Below are 21,375 nucleotides of genomic sequence, written 5' to 3' on the forward strand. Positions count from 1 at the left end.
TCAATTAAATATCAATTTAAAGCAAGCTACACTAAATCGTTACACCAGCAATTCCTATCAATTCCTAGTCAATCTTTATATTAAGCACAAATTAGCTTATCCGTGGTAACACAATACTAATCACTTCTTTTTCGACTGAACAGGGCTTTTAGACCGCGCTTAATCACTTGAAAGAACGTCAGCGACCGAACCATTCGATCGGGGTTCACGTATTTTCGCACGGCGCGCAAAACTTCTTTCTGGTGCTTCGAAGAGAAAGAGTACGTTCCATTTTTCTTCGTTCGTATCGCATAGCGTGGAATCCATTTTCCCTTGAACATTACTGACGCGATGACGTAATCGACGTCCTCCCAAGGAATTTGGATGAATTTTCGCGCATCGCGTTCATTATAAAATTCAAATCCTTTGTCGCCAATCATGATTTTGCCGTAATCACCCATGCCAATAAATGAAGTGGCGTTGGTTACAAAATCGACTTTTGTATTAATTGATTGAACCATTTTCTTTGCTCCAATCCCTTTGACTATTTTCAGTCATTATACTTTTTTCCCATCAAACAAACAATATTAATCAAGCGTTCATCGCGCCATAAAAGCGATGTGGATAGGCTCTCGATAGTTGAATCCGAGATCAATTCGCGTGTTCAAGCTTGCGGTGCGCCCGCGGCAAGCGAACACAGGGTAATAAACGATTAAAAACAACAGCAGATTTTAACACAGCCTACTTATTTAAAAAAAAAGCCTGAAATCCTTGACTGAAGAGGAATCAGGCTTAATTTGTGGGTATACAATACCTGGCATGCAGGATTTATACTCGATTTAATGACACTGGTTATTGAATAATACGTTTCGCGATTACATCAGATTGATCAAGTGCAGAACGATACCAACGACGAACAACCCAAGAATAATAACGATTGGCGAAACTTTCTTCTTCAGTAACCACATGCAAAGGAGGGTTAATCCCAGTGCAGCTAAACCAGGAATCAGGCTATCCAAGTTGTTTTGTAACGTCGTTACTTTATGCGCATCTAATGCGAGACCAGAAGCTTGCTGTTGCAATGCTTCTTTAACCCCTTGCGCGCCAGCAGGTAGATTATTCCAATCAATATAGGCACCTTTGTCAAGTTTAACTGTCGAGACAATTGGCGTGAATTTGACGGATACCCAACGGTTAACTAACGCACCAAGGATAAACATACCAAGGATTGATGCACCTTTGGTAATATCTTGAAGGACACCACCCGACAAGTCGTCAGTGATTTTAGAACCGGCTTTGTAACCAAATTCCTGAGTCGACCACATGAATGCCATACGAATAATATTCCATGCAACGAAATAAAGAATTGGTCCAAGGATGTTACCGGTCATCGCAAGAGAAGCAGCGAGCGCACCAAGGATTGGCTTCACTGTGAACCAGAAAGCTGGATCGCCGATACCTGCCAAAGGCCCCATCATACCGACTTTAACACCTTGAATGGCGATATCGTCAACCGGTGCGCCATTGGCCCGTTCTTCTTCAAGTGCTAAGGTAACACCAATAATCGGTGAAGCGACATAAGGGTGCGTATTAAAGAATTCCAAGTGACGTTTTAATGCCGCCGCACGGTCTTCTTTTGTCTTGTATAATTTTTTAATTGCAGGAATCATTGTATATGCCCAACCACCGTTTTGCATACGTTCATAGTTCCATGAACCTTGAAGGAAAGTTGAGCGCCACCAAACAGAAACACGATCTTTCTTTGATAATTTCACTTGTGCCATTTTATTTCCTCCTCCCTCTTAGTAATTATCAATAATATCGCCTAATGGATCACCCGTGTTTGTGCCTCCGCCATTACCTGAACCGCCTTGTTTGGAAAGTGCGAGGTAGATAAGCGCAAGAGCCACACCGATACCACCAAGACCGATAAGTGTGATTTGTGTAACTGTCGCGAGTACGAAACCAATTGCAAAGAACGGCCATACTTCTTTTGTTGCCATCATGTTAATAACCATTGCATAACCAACGGCAACGACCATACCACCACCAATTGCTAAACCGCTTGTCAGCCAAAGTGGCATCGATGCAAGTAAGCCTTTCACAGGGCCTGCACCAACTGCTAGAATCAGGGCAGCTGGAATCGCAATACGTACCCCTTGCATGCAAATAGCGGTGATGTGCCAGAACTCGACTTTTTTGAAACTTCCTTCTTTAGCTGCAGCATCCATAAAGTGTACAAAGGCTGTTGCAATCGTACGGCAGATAATCGTTAATAAGAGACCGGCAACGGCAAGCGGAATGGCAATCGCGATGGCAGAAGAAACGCCCGCTGTGCCTTGCCCACCAAGAACGAGAATAATTGCAGATGCAACGGATGCCAATGCGGCATCAGGCGCTACAGCGGCGCCGATATTGGCCCAACCAAGCGCAATCATTTGAAGCGTACCACCCAAAATAAGGCAAGGGATTAAGTGTCCTGTAACTAAGCCGATTAACGTACAAGCGATTACAGGTTGGTGGAAGTGAAATTCATCCAAGATTCCTTCCATACCAGCTAGAAATGCGACGATAACGACTAATATCACTTGAATAAAGTTTAAATCCATGATAATAATCCTCCGTTTCTCCTGATAATTAAGATTTTCTTAACTTGTTTAACTCATCTTGAGCTTTCTTGAGAATTTCGTCCATGTCACCCTTTGAATCGTTTGGCACTTTACGAACATCGAAACTCAAACCAGCTTCTTTTAGCTTATTGAAAGTATCGACATCATCTTGGCTGAAGGCAAGCACCTTGTTCGGTTGCACTTTACCCGGTGAGTGCGCCATAGAACCCACATTGATTGTCTTCAATGGAACGCCACCTTCAACCGCTCGAAGCGCATCTTGTGGACTTTCGAAAAGAAGTAATGCGCGTTGACCACCAAAATGTTTATCATCTTTCGCAAGCTTGATCATTTGGTCAACAGGAACAACGTGTGCTTTAACGCCTGGTGGCGCAGCCTGTTGGATCAATTTCTTACGAAGTTCATCATTCGTGACTGCATCAGAGACAACGATGATCCGTGTCGGGTTTGTCGTCTTGGTCCAAGCAGTCGCTACTTGCCCGTGAAGCAAACGGGAGTCGACCCGTGCGAGCACATACTCAAATTTGCCAGGAGCACCTGAATTCGCTTGTTTCGAAGGGGTTGCGGCAGCTGCTTTTGCTGGCGCTAATTCCTCTGGTCTTACTTTGACCCCTTCTTTGGCTGTGCCCAAAATATGCGCAGCAATTTCACGTGCTGCGTTCATCGATAGGCGTGAAGCATAAGCTTCAATCAACATCGGTAAGTTCATACCGGCAACGATTGCCCATTTGTCTTTGTGTTCTTCAAACAAGCCATTGATTTGATTGAAAGGTGTGCCGCCCCACAGGTCGACTAAGAACAGTACTTCTTCTTGATCGTCGAGCGATGCAATTGCTTCTTTCATTTTTGCCTTAAAGTCATCTGGACCTTCTTTTGGCATTAAGGTAACAGTTTTGACATTTTCCTGCTCGCCAAAAATCATTGAGCTGGATTGGTAAATGCCTTTGGCAAAATCGCCGTGGCTTGCTAGGATAATACCCACCATTGTTTCATACCTCCTATTTAAATATTTTCTTTAGCACATTAATGAAGCACCCAGTTCTGTTATCGCTTTCATAAAATTAAAAACAACATACCGGATCGAGCCGTGCTGAAACGCGTCTCACCCCCTTCATGTTTAGGGAAGAACGCAACGAGAAAGAGCAGAAAGTTTAAGCATCATTTGACCTACACCAAACCCTTTTCGGAGAGCGATTTCCAAAGATTCTTTGAACTATCATTGGAAACCTTGCGGACATCAAGCTTAATCCCGTGCGCATGAAACCACTTGAAAGCCGCCACATCAGCCGCATTAACAGCGATCGCATCGGTAACCATGACCCGCGTATCGTCAAAGCTAATTGCACCAATATTGATCGAATCAATCTTAATGCCGCCTTCAACAATACACCTTGCGTCCACTGCGTCCTCTACCAGAATCATTGGTTTTAATATGTCAAAACGTCGATCGTGATAGATTCTTATCATTTTGTCTAATGTGATGACATTCACGCGAATGCCAGGAGGGGCAGCTTGCACGATCAATGTTTTGCGTGTCTGGTCGCGTGCCACACGATCGGACACAACCAAAATGCGATTTACGTTGACCGCTTTTGCCCAATTCGTCGTCACTTGCCCATGTAACAAGCGACTGTCAATACGTAATAAACGAACATCCATCGTCATGACAATCCACCCACCTACTCATGCGACCGAAACAACGAATAACCCGCTCTGCCTTTTCCGAGGTAAGTAATCCACGCACAGCACCTATTCGTAGTTTCTGAATCCGCAAGAGCGTTTTCATGATTTGGGTTTCAAACCACGGAACGCCCGAAACGTCTCAGAATACTACACAATTGTATAAGCAAGATTCGTGCCAATTTTTGTGTATCATAGTAAAAAGCGCGTATAGCAGACTTTTTCTGCTAATAAAAAAAATAAATGACACACATAAAAGTGTATCATTTATTTTGTGTATCAATTTTTTCTTTTTCTGTATTAAATAATTCAACGATATAATACACTTCGTCATCTGAAAGATTGATATTAAATTTCTTACGGAGCAGCTCATTCGCCTGTTTCACGATCGGATACAATTTATCCGTTCGGATGCGCGAAAGTTTTTCATCAGGAACACTCATTTCTGAGCGTGTCAGATAACGCTCAATAGCTCCTGCTAGATGCATGATCAAACTAATTTTGAAAGCATTTGACAGATGCGAGTTACTGCGTTGTTGCATAAAATCACAATACCCCCACAATGTCTTTACAATTTTTGCGGGATTAATAAATGTAAAATACTGTCCCAAATATTTCTGGCTCGTTTCTTCGGTTAATGACTCCGATTGTTCCAGATTCACCGCCTCACGTGCGGTATGATTGTTTATCTCTTCAATCAGACTGACAAAACTTTCGCCGCCACCTTGCAATAGGTTCTCTAATGAAACAAAAGGAACAGCGAGTTGGGGGTTCACAACACCAGTCGTCGCTACGATTTGATAGTCTTGCTGGATTTTCGCAATTTGTTCTTTCATAGTTACGACCGATACGGTGATCACTGTGATATCATCAATCAGATTGTCGACTAATATCTCATCTAACAGTTCCTTAATTCTCCGGGCTGTTCCTTCACCTGTCGAACAAATTGCGAGAATAGCTTTTTCTCTATGATCGGATTTTTTCTGAACAGTATTCTTTTTTTTCTTAGCCTTTTCGATTGTTCGTGAATAGCCATTAAACTCACGTAATTCGCGATAGACTGTTTCAAGATCACTATCTATCAGCGCTGTTTTACGTGCTGCTTCGAGCACCATCGCTGTTGTCACCATATCGATCGTTTTGACATGAATATTTGTTTTCTCTGTCAGTTTACTGCTAAATGTGCTAAGAGACCCCATATCGACCAAGAGTAAAACCCCGTTGCCGCGATCAATATTCTTAGCTTGCAAAGCAATGCCATCCAAAGCGACTTTAGGACTCATTTCAAGCGGCATATCATAGGCAACAATATTATCAACAGACAAAAGTTGCGAAACAACCTGCACCATTGAGGATGCGGTACTATTCCCATGGGCGGCAACAACGATGCCAACCTTTCCGGCTTTCGGTTCTGATTTTAATGAAACTAAAAGGATCGCCATATAATACACTTCAGATTCAGGGACTGGAAAGCGATAATGTTCTTCGATCAAATCTTTCACATGTTCAGCAATCTTAAGTTCATCTGGATAATCATGAACCATTGAAATCAAATCCGATGAAATATGGCGCAACGGTTTTCCTGACTGAATCCGTTTAATAAAAGAACTGATGTGTAAACTCATCGCGTAGATGAAATTATCTCTGACCGGATAATCCTCTTTTTCCTGAAGCAGCCGCTGAATCTGCTTGGTTAAGTCAATAATTTCCTGATCCACGATCTCATTCAGGCTGCTGACAATTTTTTCTAGCTTCCCCTGACGATAAAAGGATTTTAAATGCAAATTGATATCCGTCATAATGAAGTTATTTATCGCTGTTTGGTCCAATCCTTCGTCTTTCAGCAGCGTCGCTTTATCACCAATGATCTCATACAGATTATAAGGCAGTTCATAACTGTCAATTTCGGGCAAACCGCGCTTCGCATCGGGCTTGATCACCATCGTCGGTTCTAGCAAGCGGCTCAGATTCCCCAATTCTTTCCGATCGTCCGCCAAATTGGAAAGCCCATCTTTGATATTTGGCGGCAACTGGCTAAAAAGCAGGGTTATTTCATTTTTATCATGCATGCTATTCAAAAAACCTTGTGCACACACGAGTTGAATATTCGATTTCAACTGCCCAACATTTCCGTAGGTGACACTTCCTAGCAAGGCTTGAACGACGTCTTCATTTAAGCGAATATTTTTATGGATTCGGTTCGCTTCAAGAGTTAATAATTGTTCGAGTAATTGCAGCTTTTCACGGGCGCTCCTTTGTTTCAGGTCCGGTAGCTGAATGATGATCGGGATACGCCGGACAAAAGTCTGCAGCAATGAGCTCTCCGGGTCTTCAGTCGTTGCGTAAACTAGTCGAACGTCTGCATGATGCACTTTTGTCGTTTCGCCTAAACGGCTATATGTTCCATGATCCATAAAATAAAAAATCATTTCTTGCCCCTCAGGCGGCAGACGATGGACTTCATCAAGAAAAAGCATGCCGCCATCCGCTTCCTGAATCAGGCCATCTTTATCACTGTTGGCGCCAGTAAATGCGCCCTTGACGTAGCCAAACAAATGCGACATCAATAACTGCGGATTGTGGGCATAATCGGCACAATTGAATGTGGTAAATCCTTTTTTGGAGATAATCTCCCGATCCAACGCAAAATGGTACATTTTATTGGCAAAATACGTCTTACCAGATCCTGTCGGCCCAATGATCAGTGTATTCAGCCCATGCGGCGGATAAAGCAGTGCTGCTTTGGCCTGCTCGACTTGATTCTTCAGGCTATCACGACTACCAATCATGTTCTCAAAAACATCCACTTCGTTCTTATTCGTCGCATCGTGCTCTTTAATGCTCTGCTCGCTGATCTTGGCAGCTCCTGCGAATCCGATCGTAGGTTTCTGCTGCTCCACCTTAATTTCACGTTTCTTGGTTGCGTGATTCACGAAATAGTGCGTGGGTCGACCATTTATTTTCTCGATCTTTCCCTCTCTGACCAGCTGGTTTAGCTCCTTGCTCACATTCGGGCGTAGCACACCGATCGCTTCGGATATCTCGCTCGTTGTCACGCCCTGATCGATACTCAATGCGTGCTTTTCCAGATACGCTAAAACTTTTTCACGCCGTGTCATCCAATAGCCGCCTTTTTTATTGTATTGTGTATCGCTAGTGTATCACAAATTAGGAAGGACTTGGCGTCGCCAAGTCCTTTTTTGCAATAAATTCATTTCGACTGCATTTTTCGATCAAAATCATATATTTTTTAAAATTTGGCTCAGCTAAGTCCTTTTTTGAAGCAAATGTGCTCCAGTCGCTCGATTTGGTGCGAATCCTGAAATTCGGCCTAACTTTTGCTGATTTCGGTCTAACTTTTCATCGTTTCGGTCTAACTCCTGATATTGGTGCTACTTTTACATGATTAGGAGCGACTTTCCTTGATTTAGGAGCGACTTTTGCTCGATTTGGTGCAACTCCTGAAATTCGGTGCTACTTTTACATGATTAGGAGCGACTTTCCTTGATTTAGGAGCGACTTTTGCTCGATTTGGTGCAACTCTCGAAATTCGGTGCTACTTTTATATGATTAGGAGCGACTTTCCTTGATTTAGGAGCGACTTTTGCTCGATTTGGTGCAACTCTCGATATTCGGTGCTACTTTTACATGATTAGGAGCAACTTTCCTTGATTTAGGAGCGACTTTTGCTCGATTTGGTGCAACTCTCGATATTCGGTCTAACTTTTTCCGGGTTCGGCCTAACTTCTGAAATTCGGTCTAACCCACCTACTCTGCTGATGCTACAGCTAAAGTCGAGATTTCGCTGCTTGGCTCTTGCCTTAGGAAGGGGATCAAAAAAACCAGGCTGCGCCTGGTTTTTTCTAATTGAGACTTGATTTTGCGGATCACGTAGCAAGTTGCGATTAACAGATTTTACACTTCTCAAACGGAACCTGAATCCGTTCCATTAAATCTATTAGATGATATGGTGTTTTCACAAATCCTAATCCACTTTCAATCTACCTTTAATCCACTGCTGAACTTTTTCATCTTTTTCAATTTCGCGTAGTTTTTTCAGTGATTGAATCATTTGCGCACGCTGGTCAGACTCGAATCGATCCCACATTTGCTCAAGCGCCCAAGTAACCGTGCGACGAATCACCGGTCGTGGATCTTCATGCAGCAGGCGAAGCAGTTCCGGCGCGGCATCGATTTCTTTATAATTTCCGAGCGCCACAATTGCATTGCGTTGGATTGGTTTTTTCCCCCGCCATGAGCCGGACAGTTCACCAAACGTTTCATTAAATTCACGATTGGACATGGACAACAACGGTTTTAGAAGCGGACGGGCAATTTCTGGGTCTGGCTCCATTTCTTCATGAAAATGGCTATCCACATCACGATTATACGGACAGACCTGCTGACACATGTCGCAACCGTAAACCCTGTTGCCAATCGCCTTTTTATATTCTTCTGGAAGCTCCTGTTTTGTTTGCGTGAGATAGGCGATGCATTTTTGGCTGTTGAGCTGTCCACCCTGAACGAGCGCTTCGGTCGGGCAATGGTCAATGCATAGTGTACAATCACCGCACAGGTCAGTTGCAGGCTTGTCTGGCGGAAACGGGATATTGGTTAGCATCTCGCCTAGATACACATACGAGCCGAATTCTTTAGTAATCAGATTGGTGCTTTTTCCTGCCCAGCCGATGCCCGCACGTTCAGCGACCGCCCGATCAGACAATTCGCCTGTGTCAACCATACTCTTGTATTGGGCACTGGGTAGCGACTCAACCAGAAACTCGCCCAGCTTCTGCAGCGCTTGGCGAAGAATGGTATGGTAGTCTTGTCCCCAGGAGACCCGAGCGAAAGCGCCGCGTCGCTCACCTTTTCGATTAACTGGATGCTCAGCCATTTTTTTCGGATAAGCCATTGCTATTGCGACAATCGATTGTACGCCGTCCATAAGCAGAGACGGCTCGGTCCTTTTCTCGATGTCCTTTTCCTCAAATCCGGATTGATAACCGAGCGCCTGCTGCTGATAGAGTCGCGCCTTTAATTCAGTGAACGGATCAGCGGTTGTGAAACCAATCTTGTCCACCCCTATCTCTTTGCTATAGGCGATCAGTTGTTCTTTCAACTTTTGAAAATCCTTCATTCCTTTTATATCCTTTCATCATCTACCAATAAAAATTCTATCGTTAATTCTGCTCTGAAAATATTTTTTAATTTCAAGATTGCTGATCCCTATCATAACGTGATTAATCACGGCCCGCAAATCATTACGGAACACCTTTTCTTACCAGTGATTTTGGGTAACGGATGGATCTGAGAAATAAGTTAGGCAAGCTGTCTGATCACGAAAAAACCTCTGCGCCGCTATGCGTAGAGGTCTTCTGTTGGAACTTAAACTATCCAAGTTATTCCAAATTTATCCTTTAATTTGTTCCTATGATTTTTTCGCATGAGTAACTGAACCCACTCATTTGCTCAATATTAATCATCTTCTCGTCTCTCAAATTCTTTTCTTCCGCTATCATAGAAAATATCATCGACATTGTTTATTACGTTGGCATATCTTGCCGCGGCAAAGAAATAGTCGGATAATCGATTGACATATTTTAACACCGAGCCATTTATCGGTGCCTCTTTTTGCAGCGCGACAATTTGCCGCTCCAGCCTTCGAGTTATCGTACGCGCAACGTGCAGAACCGCTGCCACGCGGCTGCCACCTGGGAGAATAAATTGCGTGATTTCCGGAGAATGGGCGCTGTAAAAATCAATGCGCTGCTCGAGCCATCCCACCTGTTTTTCATTAAAAATGTAGGCGGGATGCTTCGTTGGTGTTGCCAGATCATGTCCCGCATCAAAGAGACATTGCTGAATTTCCTGCAACTCTTTAATGAAGAGCACTTCACGACTGCTACAGCACACCATAGTATAACCCAGCCATGCATTCAATTCGTCCATTGTCCCGTAAGCGATCACTTGTTTATCATCTTTTGAAACCTTGCTGCCACCAATCAATTGCGTGATCCCCTGATCGCCACGTTTCGTATATAACTTCACACCCCGTTACTCCCTTACTTCTATTCTATTAAGCTCTAAGATAAACTTAGCTTTGCCAAATCCTTTTTTGTAACAATGCGCTCCGGTCGCTCGCTTGCCGCGGGCAGGACGGAGCCTCCTCAGACAGGCAATAATCTGTGGGGTCTCCCTTGTCCTGCTCTTCCCGCAGGCGCCTCGCATCCTCGCTGCATTTTCCGCGTAAAAATTCTATAAAAATCGGTTTTAATTGTCATTTTCATTCTCAACCGCTTTTAAATCAAGGCCTGACTTTTTATAGTGCAGCATCTTATAGAGAAGCTCGCTGATATAGGCGCCTGCTTCGACAGGGGGTATTCCCTGTGCATGAATATTCGATACAACTGTCCGTCTCATCTCGGGCATCCCCATGGTTGGTCGATAAGCGATATAGGCACTCATTGACTGAGCGGTCGCGAGCCCCGGCCGTTCGCCGATCAACATGCAAACGACATCTGCATCGGTGATTTCGCCGACCTGGTCCATCACGCCGACCCGGCAATATTTGACAAAGATATGCTTTTCACAGTCTAAATCATAGTAATTTAATCCCTGTTTAATCGAAGGAATGATTTCCTTAATATTTGCTTCAATAGCCGCCGAACTTAAACCATCACCGACGACAAGCTGAATTTTTGGATGACCCGTAATCTGTTGTTTTATCTTCTCCTCATTCTCTTTTGAAAATCGGCGACCTAAATCCGGGCGTGTCAAGTACTCATCCTTTGACTGGCAGAGTGTCTGGATTGCAATAAATTGCATTTCTTTTATCAACTCTGGATTGACAGATGAAAAGACAGAGTCCTGAGCCGCTGCATGGTCAGCTCTGAATCTAAGGACCGACTGCGTTTTGTATCTTGGCCCACAACGCCAGAGACCGAGACGCGCAGGCGTGAATGATTTTATTTTCATGTACCCTTCATAATTATTCGGATTCGGGACGAGAAGCTGCTCTTTCATATTGATTTGAGAAATGTCGCTTAGTATTTGTTCCTTTTCTTGTTCCATATAATTCATCTCCTCGGCATTTTAGAAAAACCAGGATTCGCCTCGTCTTATTACGCTCCAGTTGCTCGCTTGCCGTGGCAGGACAGGATCTCCTCAGACAAGTTGGAATCTCCGGAGCCTCCTTTGTCCTGCTCTTCCGCAGGCGTCTCGTGCTTTTGCTCCATTTTTCGTCAAAAGTCTTTCTTTACTTGTGGGAAATAATTTTAGACACGTTCTAGAAAGATCGATGCGTCGCCAGCACGCTCTGTTAAATGCCCATTCTCGGATATTCCTATTTTTTCCATCCACGTCTCAAATTCTTTGATCGGATGAAGGCCGAACAATTCACGAATCGTTGCCGTCTCTTGAAATCCTGTTGATTGATAGTTCAACATCACGTCATCTGCATGCGGAACGCCCATGATATAATTGCACCCTGCAGAGGCCAGAAGCACGGTAAGATTTTCAGCATCATTCTGGTCCGCCTTCATATGGTTCGTATAGCAAACGTCACAGCCCATTGAAAGCCCAGTTAATTTGCCCATGAAATGATCCTCCAGCCCCGCACGAATCACTTGTTTCGCGTCATACAAGTATTCCGGGCCAATGAAGCCGACCACTGTATTTACAAGAAACGGATCGAACGCTCGTGCGAACCCGTAACAGCGGGCTTCCATCGTCACCTGATCCGCACCAAAATTTGCTTCAGATGATAATTCAGAACCCTGGCCGGTTTCAAAATACATCACATTCGGTCCCCAGGCCTGCCCCTGCTCCGCCGCAAGTTGACGGGCTTCGGCCAACAGACTCCGATTAATGCCAAACGCAGTATTTGCTTTTTCGGAACCCGCGATTGATTGAAAAATTAAGCCAGCAGGCGCGCCCTTTCTGACTGCCTCCATTTGTGTCGTTATGTGTGCGAGCACTGACGTTTGCGTCGGAATCGCCCATTTACTCCGGAACTCCTCAAATTTGTCCAATATATTCCGTACACTTTCCACCGAATCATTGACCGGATTCAGGCCGATCACAGCATCGCCTGCGCCCATGCTGAGGCCTTCCATGACTGAAGCCATAATTCCATTTAGATCATCAGTCGGATGATTGGGCTGGAGACGCGATGAAAATGTTCCCGGACAGCCAATTGTCGTATTTGCCGTTTTTATAATATGTATTTTTTTCGCCGCGTAAATCAAATCCATATTGGTCATCAGCTTGCAGACAGCTGCCACCATCTCAGAAGTCAACCCTCTTGAAAGCCGCTGAATCTCAATATCTGTCGCTACATCAGAGAGCAGCCATTCGCGCAACTCTTCAACTGTCCAATGTTTTATCAATTGATAAATTCTCTGGTTCACGCCATCAATAATCGTGCGCGTCACTTCGTCGTCATCGTAAGGGACGGCAGGATGATTATATAGATCGTTGAGCGTTAATTGAGCGAGCACAATTTTAGCTGCTACCCGTTCCTGATTGCTTTTGGCGGCGACACCAGCTAGCTGGTCCCCTGACTTTAATTCGTTTGCTTTCGCTAAAACCTCTTTTACCGATTGAAATGCATATACTTGACCAGTCAGCATGGTCTTTAGTATCATCGAAATCACCTCTTCATTTTAATAAAATAGCAACGTTTTCACACTTACTGGCAGAACCGCAGCATGAGCAACCGGCTCGCCGATATCGATGTAATCGCCACTCCCCACACGAATACGGTCAATACAGACGTATGGATATTTTGGTGGGAGAAAAGTAAATAGACTATGGCCGAGCGCCTTAGCGATGTCCTCATCGGTCATCACTATCAGTGGAACTTCGTTTTTGATTAGCTCATCAGCGCCCAATCGGATGGCTTTCGCGCAGGATTGAAGTTGTGCAAAGGTTGGGCTGCTTAGTCCGGTCATGTAGATAGCTACATTGGCTAGCACACCATTAATCCGAAAAACTTCCAGCTGATTTTTTATACAGTTTGCAAGCTTGCCCGTATCCAGTTTCGCCTTTTCGATAGCAAGACGCAGAATCGGAATATTTCGAAGCGGGAGCACGCTCTGTGTGTATGAAATCGTACTGCCACTGACAGTAACCGAATACGATCCAGCACCTACAACAGTGGCTCGAATGGTTTCATGCGAATGAACAACTGTTTTATGCTGAAAAATCATTGATTCTCGAAGCTTACGGCCTAATAGCAGACCAATATCCCCGTAGATAAACGGATTTTGGGTCTCATCCTGTTCCATGCAATCCGCTACGCCGCCTGAGAATGTGATCAACCGAACCAATGAAGGATCCAGTTTTGAAAAACTATGATTCGTGATTAAGTGATCGAAAAAAGGATTTCTTTCACCGACACCGACACTGTTCTCCAACACGCGTACCAACACATCGATAATTGGATTCAGTTGTTTTGCCGATTGTAGCACACTGCCTTCATGAACCCCGATGTTCAACTGATGAATGAGATACTTGATTTTCGGAGCAATATAGCTGACTTCCATGCTGATCGGATCGATTCTAATTAAACGCCCTCCTATATCAAAGCAGGCTGTATCCAAAACCTGATCACCATCAAGTGCAGCCAGATTCGTTGTGCCACCGCCAATATCCAGATTAATTATTGGTGCTTTTTTTCCCTTGGAATACTTTCCTGCCCCCGCACCCTTTGCTGCCAGAATTCCTTCCAAGTCAGGTCCAGCCGTCGCAACAACAAAATCGCCAGCATCATGGCTCAGTGTCTGAACGACTCGCTCCGCATTTTCCTTACGTGCCGTTTCACCCGTAATGATAATCGCACCGATCTGTATCGCTTCCCTATCTATTCCCGCGTTTAGATATTCCTGAGCAACAAATTGCGCGATTTGCGGATAATCAATGGTGTATCCATCCATTAAAGGTGTAAAAATAATAGCACTCTGATAGATGATTTCCTTTTTTGAGATGACAATGTTCGGAACTGAAAACGAAGAAGCTTTATTTTGAAGCGTCAACCGCGACAGAACCAATTGTGTTGTCGACGTTCCAATGTCTATACCTACACTTAAAACGGTACTTTCCAACTTCGATTCATTCCTCTCAATATAACAATTAATGTATTGCAGAAAGACTGGGATGTGCTATTATTGTTACATGTTATAAATCTTTACTTTCAATGTTCATTTTAACTCATTATATGGAACTATGGTTAATCATTGTGAGGTGATATAACATAAAGATGAAGATATCAATGAACGCTCTTGTCTTTTGTAATCCTCAGTGATTGGAACACCTCATAAAAAAGGAATCCCTGTTGCTTAAAAGTCTAGCTTTTAATATCTTAATATTCTGTTATTTTAAAAATAATAATGATAGGTTGTCAAGCTGTCATTCGCTAATTATTTCAAAAAAGGAGTTCCTTCTCTATGCTGCTATTTGGTATTATGGTGAATCTTATCCTGCTTGTCGTTATGTTTGCCATTATTTTCAAAGCAAATCGTTCCGTTCAGGGATCCAGAGCGCAAAATGTCTCATCTGAGGATCTCAAGTCATTCGGCTATAAGCAGGAATTATTGCGCGACATGGGTGGATTTTCAAATTTCGCCGTCTCTTTTTCAATCATTTCGATTCTTACCGGCGCTGTAACGCTTTACGGCTACGGATTTAATCAAGGTGGACCGGCAATTATGGGTGTCGGTTGGCCGCTCGTTACACTGTTTGTTTTATTCATCGCAGCGGCAATGGCTGAACTGACATCATCGATTCCAACGTCTGGTGCAATCTATCATTGGGCTTCGATTTTGGGCGGACCAAGATGGGGCTGGTTCACCGGTTGGCTAAATATTATCGGCCAGGTGACAATCGTTGCTGGCATTGACTTCGGCTGTGCCGGCTTCGCTTCAGCTTTGCTCTTCGGCAATCCGACACATGCACAAACACTAATTACCTATGCTGTCATTCTGGTGATGCACGCGACATTTAACCATATAGGCATCAACGTTGTTTCCAAATTGAACTCTTTTTCAGCTATCTATCATTTCATCGGTGTCTTTATTATTATTGGTGTCCTCACTGCTTTTGGTCCGCACCACAATGTCGGCTATCTCTTCAATGCGAATTTCTCAACAATGACAAGCGGCAGCACACCTTACTGGTTTGCCTTCCTCGTTGGTCTTCTGCAGGCGCAATGGACATTGACCGGATATGACGCTTCCGCACATACCAGTGAGGAAACAATCGATCCGAAAGTGCGCGCACCATGGGGCGTTTATCTTTCCGTAGCTATTTCTGGTATCTTCGGTTTTATCCTTCTCGCAATTGTTACCATGTCGATCAAGGATCCAGCTGCTGTCGCACAGGCTGGAAATAACGCATTTATTGTTGCCATTCAGCAAGCGGTCGGCGGCTGGTTCGGTCAGGCGATGCTGTGGATGATCACCATTGCGATGTGGTTCTGCGGTCTTTCTTCAATCACTTCGTCATCACGAATGGTCTTCGCATTCAGTCGTGACAAAGGGCTCCCACTTTCACATCTATGGGCTCATGTTTCTAAGAAATTCTATACACCGAATTACGCCATATGGTTGATCACTTTAATTGCTTTTCTTGCAGCCATATTCAACAATGTCTATGCAGTCATTACTTCTTTGAGCGTCATCGGCCTGTATGGTTCTTACTTTATCCCAATATTTCTTAAATTAAGAGCTAAATTCAAAGGTGTCTGGACAGCGAAAGACGACGGCCCATGGAACTTGAAAAACTGGAGCAATCCGGTCAGCGTTATCGCCTGTGTCTGGATTATTTTCTTGGTCATCCTGATGACTATTTCGCCAAGTGATGTGGCTATCACAGGTAGCTATACGCTTCACTATGCGACAGGAAAAATTTTCATCTCGGTCCTCGTCCTCTTGACCATCTACTTCTTCACCTATGCGAAAAATCGTTTCGAAGGACCACACTTGGGCTCTTACGCTGAAATCAGTAAGCGTCTGCAGAAGAAAGATGAAGATCTTGCAATTACTGGCGATCCTGTGCAGCATTAACACTACAATTATTCCATTTCAATAAAAAAGCCATTCACGAGTATACGCTCGTTTGAATGGCTTTTTTTATTTTGTTAAAGTATGTTTCGGTCTACGCTGTCGATGTTTGACGCTACTCTATCGATGGTCGCCCCCTACTCTATCGATGTTCGCTCCTACTCTGTCGATGCTCGCTCCTACTCTGTCGATGCTCGCCCCTACTCTGTCGATGCTCGCTCCTACTCTGTCGATGCTCGCCCCTACTCTGTCGATGTTCGCCCCTACTCTGTCGATGTTGCGCACTACTCTGTCGATGTTCGCTCCTACTCTGTCGATGTTCGCCCCTACTCTGTCGATGCTCGCCCCTACTCTGTCGATGCTCGCTCCTACTCTGTCGATGCTCGCTCCTACTCTGTCGATGTTCGCCCCTACTCTGTCGATGCTCGCCCCTACTCTGTCGATGCTCGCTCCTACTCTGTCGATGTTCGCTCCTACTCTGTCGATGTTCGCCCCTACTCTGTCGATGTTCGCTCCTACTCTGTCGATGTTCGCCCCTACTCTGTCGATGTTCGCTCCTACTCTGTCGATGTTCGCTCCTACTCTGTCGATGTTACGTCCTACTCTACTGATTTTTCACGCCTAGGGGGCTACTTGTCTCGTTTTTCCCACGAAAAGCCCGCCTCCGCACGCAAGGCGTCTCGATCATCTGATGATCCCTATTAAATCCGCAACTTTTTCTTCTCTGCCTCGAGCATCCTGATCAAGATTGGCGACAAAAGGATATAGAAAACGAAATTTCCCAACGCATGATACGTATCAAAAGGTAGGCCCATAATCCAATAGGCGATAAAACTTGGCACGCCACCAATCAGCATATTCAAGGAGACGACAAATCCATATAAATAGCCGCAAGCTAAGGCATAACACGCCATCATGACCATTGGAATTTTCGTTCGAAAGCGCGCTAGAAATCCAGAAAGAAGACCAATGACGCCCCAGGCCATCACCTGCATGAATGTAAACAGGCCAAACCCGAGTACTAAATCAGAGCCAATTGCTGTGAGCAAAGCTAGCGTTAATCCAAACCTGGCGCCAAATACGAAACCCGTAAGAATAATAATCACCGTTGACGGTTGTACGTTGGGTATGGAGGACATATAAATTCTACCAACAATACTTAAAGCGGCTAATAATGAAATAAGTGCTATTTTCCGGGTTAACAAGGGATCACCTTATTCCTGATAGGTCCATACCAACGTATCGCCGCTGTGAAGTTCATAGATTCCCGCTGATACATTGGGTGTTTTTCCATTAACTGTATACATCCAGCCACTTTGAGCGGATTTATCTCCCGCACTTTGTCCATTGATACTCTTGACATAGACTGCTGACCCAAATCCAGAATAATCGAGTGCAATTCCTTTGCTATCGGCTAGCGTTTTTAATGCGCGAAACGCCGTCATTCCATCTTTAAAAGTAATCGGACCAGAAAAATTTTTATTGTCATAACCTTTTATCTCGACTAAGACACGTGCTTGATTAGTGTTATCTGCAGCATTTGATGCTTTTGATTGATCCGTACTGGATCCCGAGGATTTCGAACTGGTTTGCGTTTTTTCGGTTGAATGTGCTGCAGCCTTTGCAATTGTTGATTCCGATTTAGAATTGGAACGCGCACTGGAAATCCCAGCTGAATCAGTGTCTGAACGCGAACTTAATTTTGAATGGATAGCCGAAGAACTAGCCTCACTCTTTTTCTGAGCTTTTTTCTCTGATACTTTATTTGTAGCATCCGATTTGTTCGACTCAGAAGAAATTTTATCTGCCTTGACCGAAAGAGGCACTGTCACTGTTTTATCCTGAATTCCACTAACGATGAAAGCAAGACCAGAGACGATAAAGATGATCGAAACGACCAGCACAATCCAATTGACACGCTTCACCCGCGAACACCCCCGAACCGCTTCCAGGCAAAAAGGCCGATCGCCCCTAATAAAACAAACGCGGATCCTAGATAAAGATGTAGCGGACTGAGCTGAAGCGTCTTCGTTGCTTTTATTTCACGTTCCGGTGAGTGCTTCTTAACTGATTTCAAATGGCGCTGGTGTTTGGGGCTAGATACCGATGCCGGAGGTGATGCTTTAGATTCGTCTTTAGATAAAGATGGTTGATGCACAGGAATTTTTGTTTCTTTTTTTACCTTTGCTTCAGTAACAACAGCGTTTGTTTTTTGGGTTTTCGCTGCTTGGTTGCTCGACTCAAGTGTCCGCGCATGCTTTTGCTCTGGCACCGGTTTTGTTCCGCTTGCAGCTTTGCTCTTGCTTTCTGTCACTCCGGTCGCACGGGTTATCCCCTTTGAAGAAGAGGTATTTCCATCATCAGACGCTGAAGAAGGATCGGCTTCAGGAGCCGTTGACCTAAAATTGAATAACTGGTCTCCTTCTTTAAATAAAGAATAAGCGACCAAACCTTGAATCACTTGATCATTAGAAAATGGGTCATCGCTTGCACTGAACGACGCCCATTTATAGCCACCGTTTGATTTGTATTGCGCCAGGCTGTTCACTGGGTTATGACCATTTTTATTAAATGCCCCTTCCGTGGGGTCAATATCTAACGATGAGAGCGCAATAATGACCTGCGCTGTAGAGTTGGAATTCGGTGCATAATTAACAAACCCGCCATCGACCTGTTCGGATTGTTGTAGATACTGTACCCCTTTATCAATCGTATCTTTTGCTTTATCTTGAAAACTTGATAAAGCCGTTAAAACCATCGCCGTTGTATCGACATCAGGCTCTCCATTCGGATCGCCTGCCCAGCCCCAACCTCCTGAACTTGTCTGTAGCTTAACAAGCGCATCAATCAATCGATTAGGCGTCCATCGTGCATCGTTTGGAATCGTATAATCATCGGAACTTAGCGCCGTAAGCGCGTATGTAAAATCCATTAATTTTTTTAACGAGTCATCTGAATAAATTTCTCTTATTAAATCATGATTTTGATAGTTCGTCGGATCTTGACCTAATGCTTTAACAACCAGAGCTGTTTTGTCAAGGTCTGTTCCGGATAGCTGTTTGGCATTCACTCGATCTTTAATCGAATTGAGATAAACGTCTCTTTCACTAGCTGTTAATTGACCTGCTTTTGACAAAGCAATAACTTCCCAATCTGAATCGAGCCCGGAAGCTTTGATATGCGTCGCCAGACTTTCCAAATCGTTCGTTACGTCTTCCGCCGCGAACGCTTGCACTGGAAGAAGCAATAAGGCCACACAAAATAGTAACACGGCAAACTTCACTTTCATTAGTAACTCTCCCCCATACCCCGTGAGTTTTCAACCAATTAGAAAGACCTGACTTAGGATTTCTCCCTTACAGTGGCGGGACCGTACAGGACTTACACCTGTTTCCATCCAATTAGCGCTTGCATTGAAATTCCAAAGCGATTTTGTCTGTTAAAAATTAGAGAGTATTCAAACAATCCATAATTACAATTATAAGTTGCTGAAATTTTTTTGACTAGCGCTGCCTGAACTAAAAAATGAGGATGACACAGTTAAATTATCACCCTCATTTTTTTATTCCATTTATCTTATCTTCATTAACCCTATTTGAATAAATTGCGATTGACAATTTTTTCAGATAGGTTCCATTACTAAATAACTGCTAGAATTACGCAATCTCGAAAAAAAAAATATGTCCTTCTTTCACTTCTCTTCAAATTTATTAATTAATGCCGAGGTGCCCACAAGATTATCGACGCGCCAATTAAACAGATGATCGCGCCCAGCCAATCGAATAAATCAGGCGTTTTTTTATCAACGGCCCACCCCCAGAAGATGGCGAGAACGATGAAAATCCCCCCATAAGCGGCATACACGCGTCCAAAGGAAGGGAATCGTTGAAAGGTTGGAATGATACCGTAAACCACGAGAATGATTCCGCCTAATAGGCCCAAGTAAATAGATTGTCCCCCTCTAAGCCATAGCCAGATCAGGTACCCGCCACCGATTTCCGCGAGTCCGGCAAACACAAATAATAGCATTGAATTCAAAATGGTAACCACATCCTAAATGGCAAAATTTATTCACCTTCGTTCTGCGTTTAGTCCGGAACGCATGAACTCTTATTAAGATTTAATCCGATATATGGGGTTTCGGAATTCTTCTAGCGACGGTCTGTATCTCTACCGATATTAACGTTATTATACGAGATTGCAAAATCTTCTGCATTTGCAAGTATGAATCAGATTTTTCTTTGGTTTACGGCACCGCTGCTGTAAAATGAGTAAACAAAAAGACTCCCGTAGGAGCCTTAGTGTAATTCACGCTTCAATATCCTATAGTTACGCAATGCATTGCGCATCGCTTGCATCAGTGGATAGTGTTTACGGTTCTCCAAGAAAATCTTTAAAAACAGCATTGACTAAATTTCACTCCAAAATCAAAAGATTTCACCGGTATAAGGCATCGTATATACGTCACCTAGTTTTACCCTTCGGCCGTCCTTCCATACTAACATGATTCGATAAATGGTCAAGAATAAAGTCGCAACAACATTGTTATAATCCTTTAATAATAAGCTATGTTTCAATTTAATGTTGTTTTCTGATCAAAAGGCAATGTGTGAGACGCCTGCGGGAACAGCGTGCCAGCGAGACACCGCAAGTTACTGCCTATTCGAGGCTCGAGGGTAGAGCTCGCGGCAAGCGAGCGACCGGAGCAGTTTAATGCAAATAAGCACCAAGCGATCGCCTGCTTTTCTAAAAAGATAAGGAATAAGGCTTTTTTGTAAAAATAAAGCGCAGGTGTGAGACGCCTGCGGGAACAGCGTGCCAGCGAGACACCGCAGGTTACTGCCTGTTCGAGGCTCGAGGGTAGCGCCCGCGGCAAGCGAACAGATGGCAATAAATGATTAAAAACAACAACAGATTTTAACAAAGCCTAATAAATCGAGTAGGAGGAAGCCTTCGGCTTCCGACCTCTCACACCACCGTGCGTACGGTTCCGTACACGGCGGTTCCATAATTTACACGCATACGCT

The 21,375-nt window shown here is 44.1% G+C and carries 17 protein-coding genes and 1 riboswitch; of the genes, 2 read left to right on the forward strand and 15 right to left on the reverse strand.

Annotated features, from left to right (window positions below; all coding sequences use genetic code 11):
* Positions 1-116 precede the first annotated feature (116 nt).
* The 11 genes from JOC27_RS09310 to JOC27_RS09360 all read right to left on the reverse strand — a co-directional run bounded on the left by JOC27_RS09310 (position 117) and on the right by JOC27_RS09360 (position 14,392).
* Positions 117-500 (reverse strand): DUF956 family protein, encoded by a 384-nt coding sequence (locus tag JOC27_RS09310; protein WP_205007024.1) that lies wholly within the window; start codon positions 498-500, stop codon positions 117-119.
* A 354-nt stretch (positions 501-854) separates the two neighbouring features.
* Positions 855-1,763, reverse strand: a complete 909-nt coding sequence (locus JOC27_RS09315; protein WP_205007025.1) for a PTS system mannose/fructose/sorbose family transporter subunit IID — start codon at positions 1,761-1,763, stop codon at positions 855-857.
* Positions 1,764-1,781: 18 nt separating this feature from the next.
* Positions 1,782-2,588, reverse strand: coding sequence for a PTS mannose/fructose/sorbose transporter subunit IIC (locus tag JOC27_RS09320; protein ID WP_205007026.1), 807 nt, complete (start codon positions 2,586-2,588; stop codon positions 1,782-1,784).
* A 28-nt stretch (positions 2,589-2,616) separates the two neighbouring features.
* Positions 2,617-3,594, reverse strand: a complete 978-nt coding sequence (locus JOC27_RS09325) for a mannose/fructose/sorbose PTS transporter subunit IIA (protein ID WP_205007027.1) — start codon at positions 3,592-3,594, stop codon at positions 2,617-2,619.
* Between the two features lie 182 nt (positions 3,595-3,776).
* Positions 3,777-4,274 carry a PTS sugar transporter subunit IIB gene (locus JOC27_RS09330; protein WP_205007028.1) on the reverse strand — a complete coding sequence of 166 codons (498 nt, stop codon included), beginning with the start codon at positions 4,272-4,274 and terminating at the stop codon, positions 3,777-3,779.
* A 278-nt stretch (positions 4,275-4,552) separates the two neighbouring features.
* Positions 4,553-7,408 (reverse strand): sigma-54-dependent transcriptional regulator, encoded by a 2,856-nt coding sequence (locus JOC27_RS09335; RefSeq protein WP_205007029.1) that lies wholly within the window; start codon positions 7,406-7,408, stop codon positions 4,553-4,555.
* Between the two features lie 866 nt (positions 7,409-8,274).
* The gene (queG, locus tag JOC27_RS09340) at positions 8,275-9,426 is read right to left on the reverse strand and encodes a tRNA epoxyqueuosine(34) reductase QueG (protein WP_205007030.1); all 1,152 of its coding nucleotides are present in this window, start codon (positions 9,424-9,426) and stop codon (positions 8,275-8,277) included.
* Positions 9,427-9,764: 338 nt separating this feature from the next.
* A complete protein-coding gene (locus tag JOC27_RS09345) occupies positions 9,765-10,337 on the reverse strand; it encodes a cob(I)yrinic acid a,c-diamide adenosyltransferase (RefSeq protein WP_205007031.1) in 573 nt (190 codons plus the stop codon).
* 222 nt (positions 10,338-10,559) lie between these two features.
* Positions 10,560-11,360 carry an ethanolamine ammonia-lyase subunit EutC gene (gene eutC / locus JOC27_RS09350; protein ID WP_205007032.1) on the reverse strand — a complete coding sequence of 267 codons (801 nt, stop codon included), beginning with the start codon at positions 11,358-11,360 and terminating at the stop codon, positions 10,560-10,562.
* Between the two features lie 203 nt (positions 11,361-11,563).
* A complete protein-coding gene (locus JOC27_RS09355; RefSeq protein ID WP_205007033.1) occupies positions 11,564-12,934 on the reverse strand; it encodes an ethanolamine ammonia-lyase subunit EutB in 1,371 nt (456 codons plus the stop codon).
* An 18-nt stretch (positions 12,935-12,952) separates the two neighbouring features.
* The gene (locus tag JOC27_RS09360) at positions 12,953-14,392 is read right to left on the reverse strand and encodes an ethanolamine ammonia-lyase reactivating factor EutA (RefSeq protein ID WP_205007034.1); all 1,440 of its coding nucleotides are present in this window, start codon (positions 14,390-14,392) and stop codon (positions 12,953-12,955) included.
* Positions 14,393-14,734: 342 nt separating this feature from the next.
* On the opposite strand from JOC27_RS09360, the gene JOC27_RS09365 reads away from it, so the two are divergent.
* Both JOC27_RS09365 and JOC27_RS09370 read left to right on the forward strand, forming a co-directional pair.
* Positions 14,735-16,351 (forward strand): amino acid permease, encoded by a 1,617-nt coding sequence (locus JOC27_RS09365; RefSeq protein WP_239530224.1) that lies wholly within the window; start codon positions 14,735-14,737, stop codon positions 16,349-16,351.
* Between the two features lie 102 nt (positions 16,352-16,453).
* The gene (locus JOC27_RS09370) at positions 16,454-17,053 is read left to right on the forward strand and encodes a hypothetical protein (protein WP_205007035.1); all 600 of its coding nucleotides are present in this window, start codon (positions 16,454-16,456) and stop codon (positions 17,051-17,053) included.
* On the opposite strand, the gene JOC27_RS09375 is transcribed toward JOC27_RS09370, so the two are convergent.
* The 4 genes from JOC27_RS09375 to JOC27_RS09390 form a co-directional block, all read right to left on the reverse strand.
* Positions 17,050-17,553 (reverse strand): ECF transporter S component, encoded by a 504-nt coding sequence (locus JOC27_RS09375; RefSeq protein ID WP_205007036.1) that lies wholly within the window; start codon positions 17,551-17,553, stop codon positions 17,050-17,052. The genes JOC27_RS09370 and JOC27_RS09375 overlap by 4 nt on opposite strands.
* A gap of 9 nt (positions 17,554-17,562) precedes the next feature.
* Complete coding sequence (locus JOC27_RS13615; RefSeq protein WP_205007037.1) at positions 17,563-18,273, reverse strand: DUF4430 domain-containing protein; 711 nt, start codon at positions 18,271-18,273, stop codon at positions 17,563-17,565.
* Entirely contained in the window at positions 18,270-19,637 is a 1,368-nt protein-coding gene (locus JOC27_RS09385) for a prenyltransferase/squalene oxidase repeat-containing protein (RefSeq protein ID WP_205007038.1), read from the reverse strand. Before JOC27_RS09385 ends, JOC27_RS13615 begins: the two co-directional genes overlap by 4 nt.
* A riboswitch (adenosylcobalamin (AdoCbl) riboswitch) is annotated at positions 19,638-19,770 on the reverse strand. It abuts the gene before it with no gap.
* Positions 19,771-20,062: 292 nt separating this feature from the next.
* A complete protein-coding gene (locus JOC27_RS09390) occupies positions 20,063-20,389 on the reverse strand; it encodes a YnfA family protein (RefSeq protein ID WP_205007042.1) in 327 nt (108 codons plus the stop codon).
* Positions 20,390-21,375 lie beyond the last annotated feature (986 nt).

It is taken from the genome of Sporolactobacillus spathodeae (assembly GCF_016908935.1).
Classification (GTDB): Bacteria; Bacillota; Bacilli; order Bacillales; family Sporolactobacillaceae; genus Sporolactobacillus; species Sporolactobacillus spathodeae.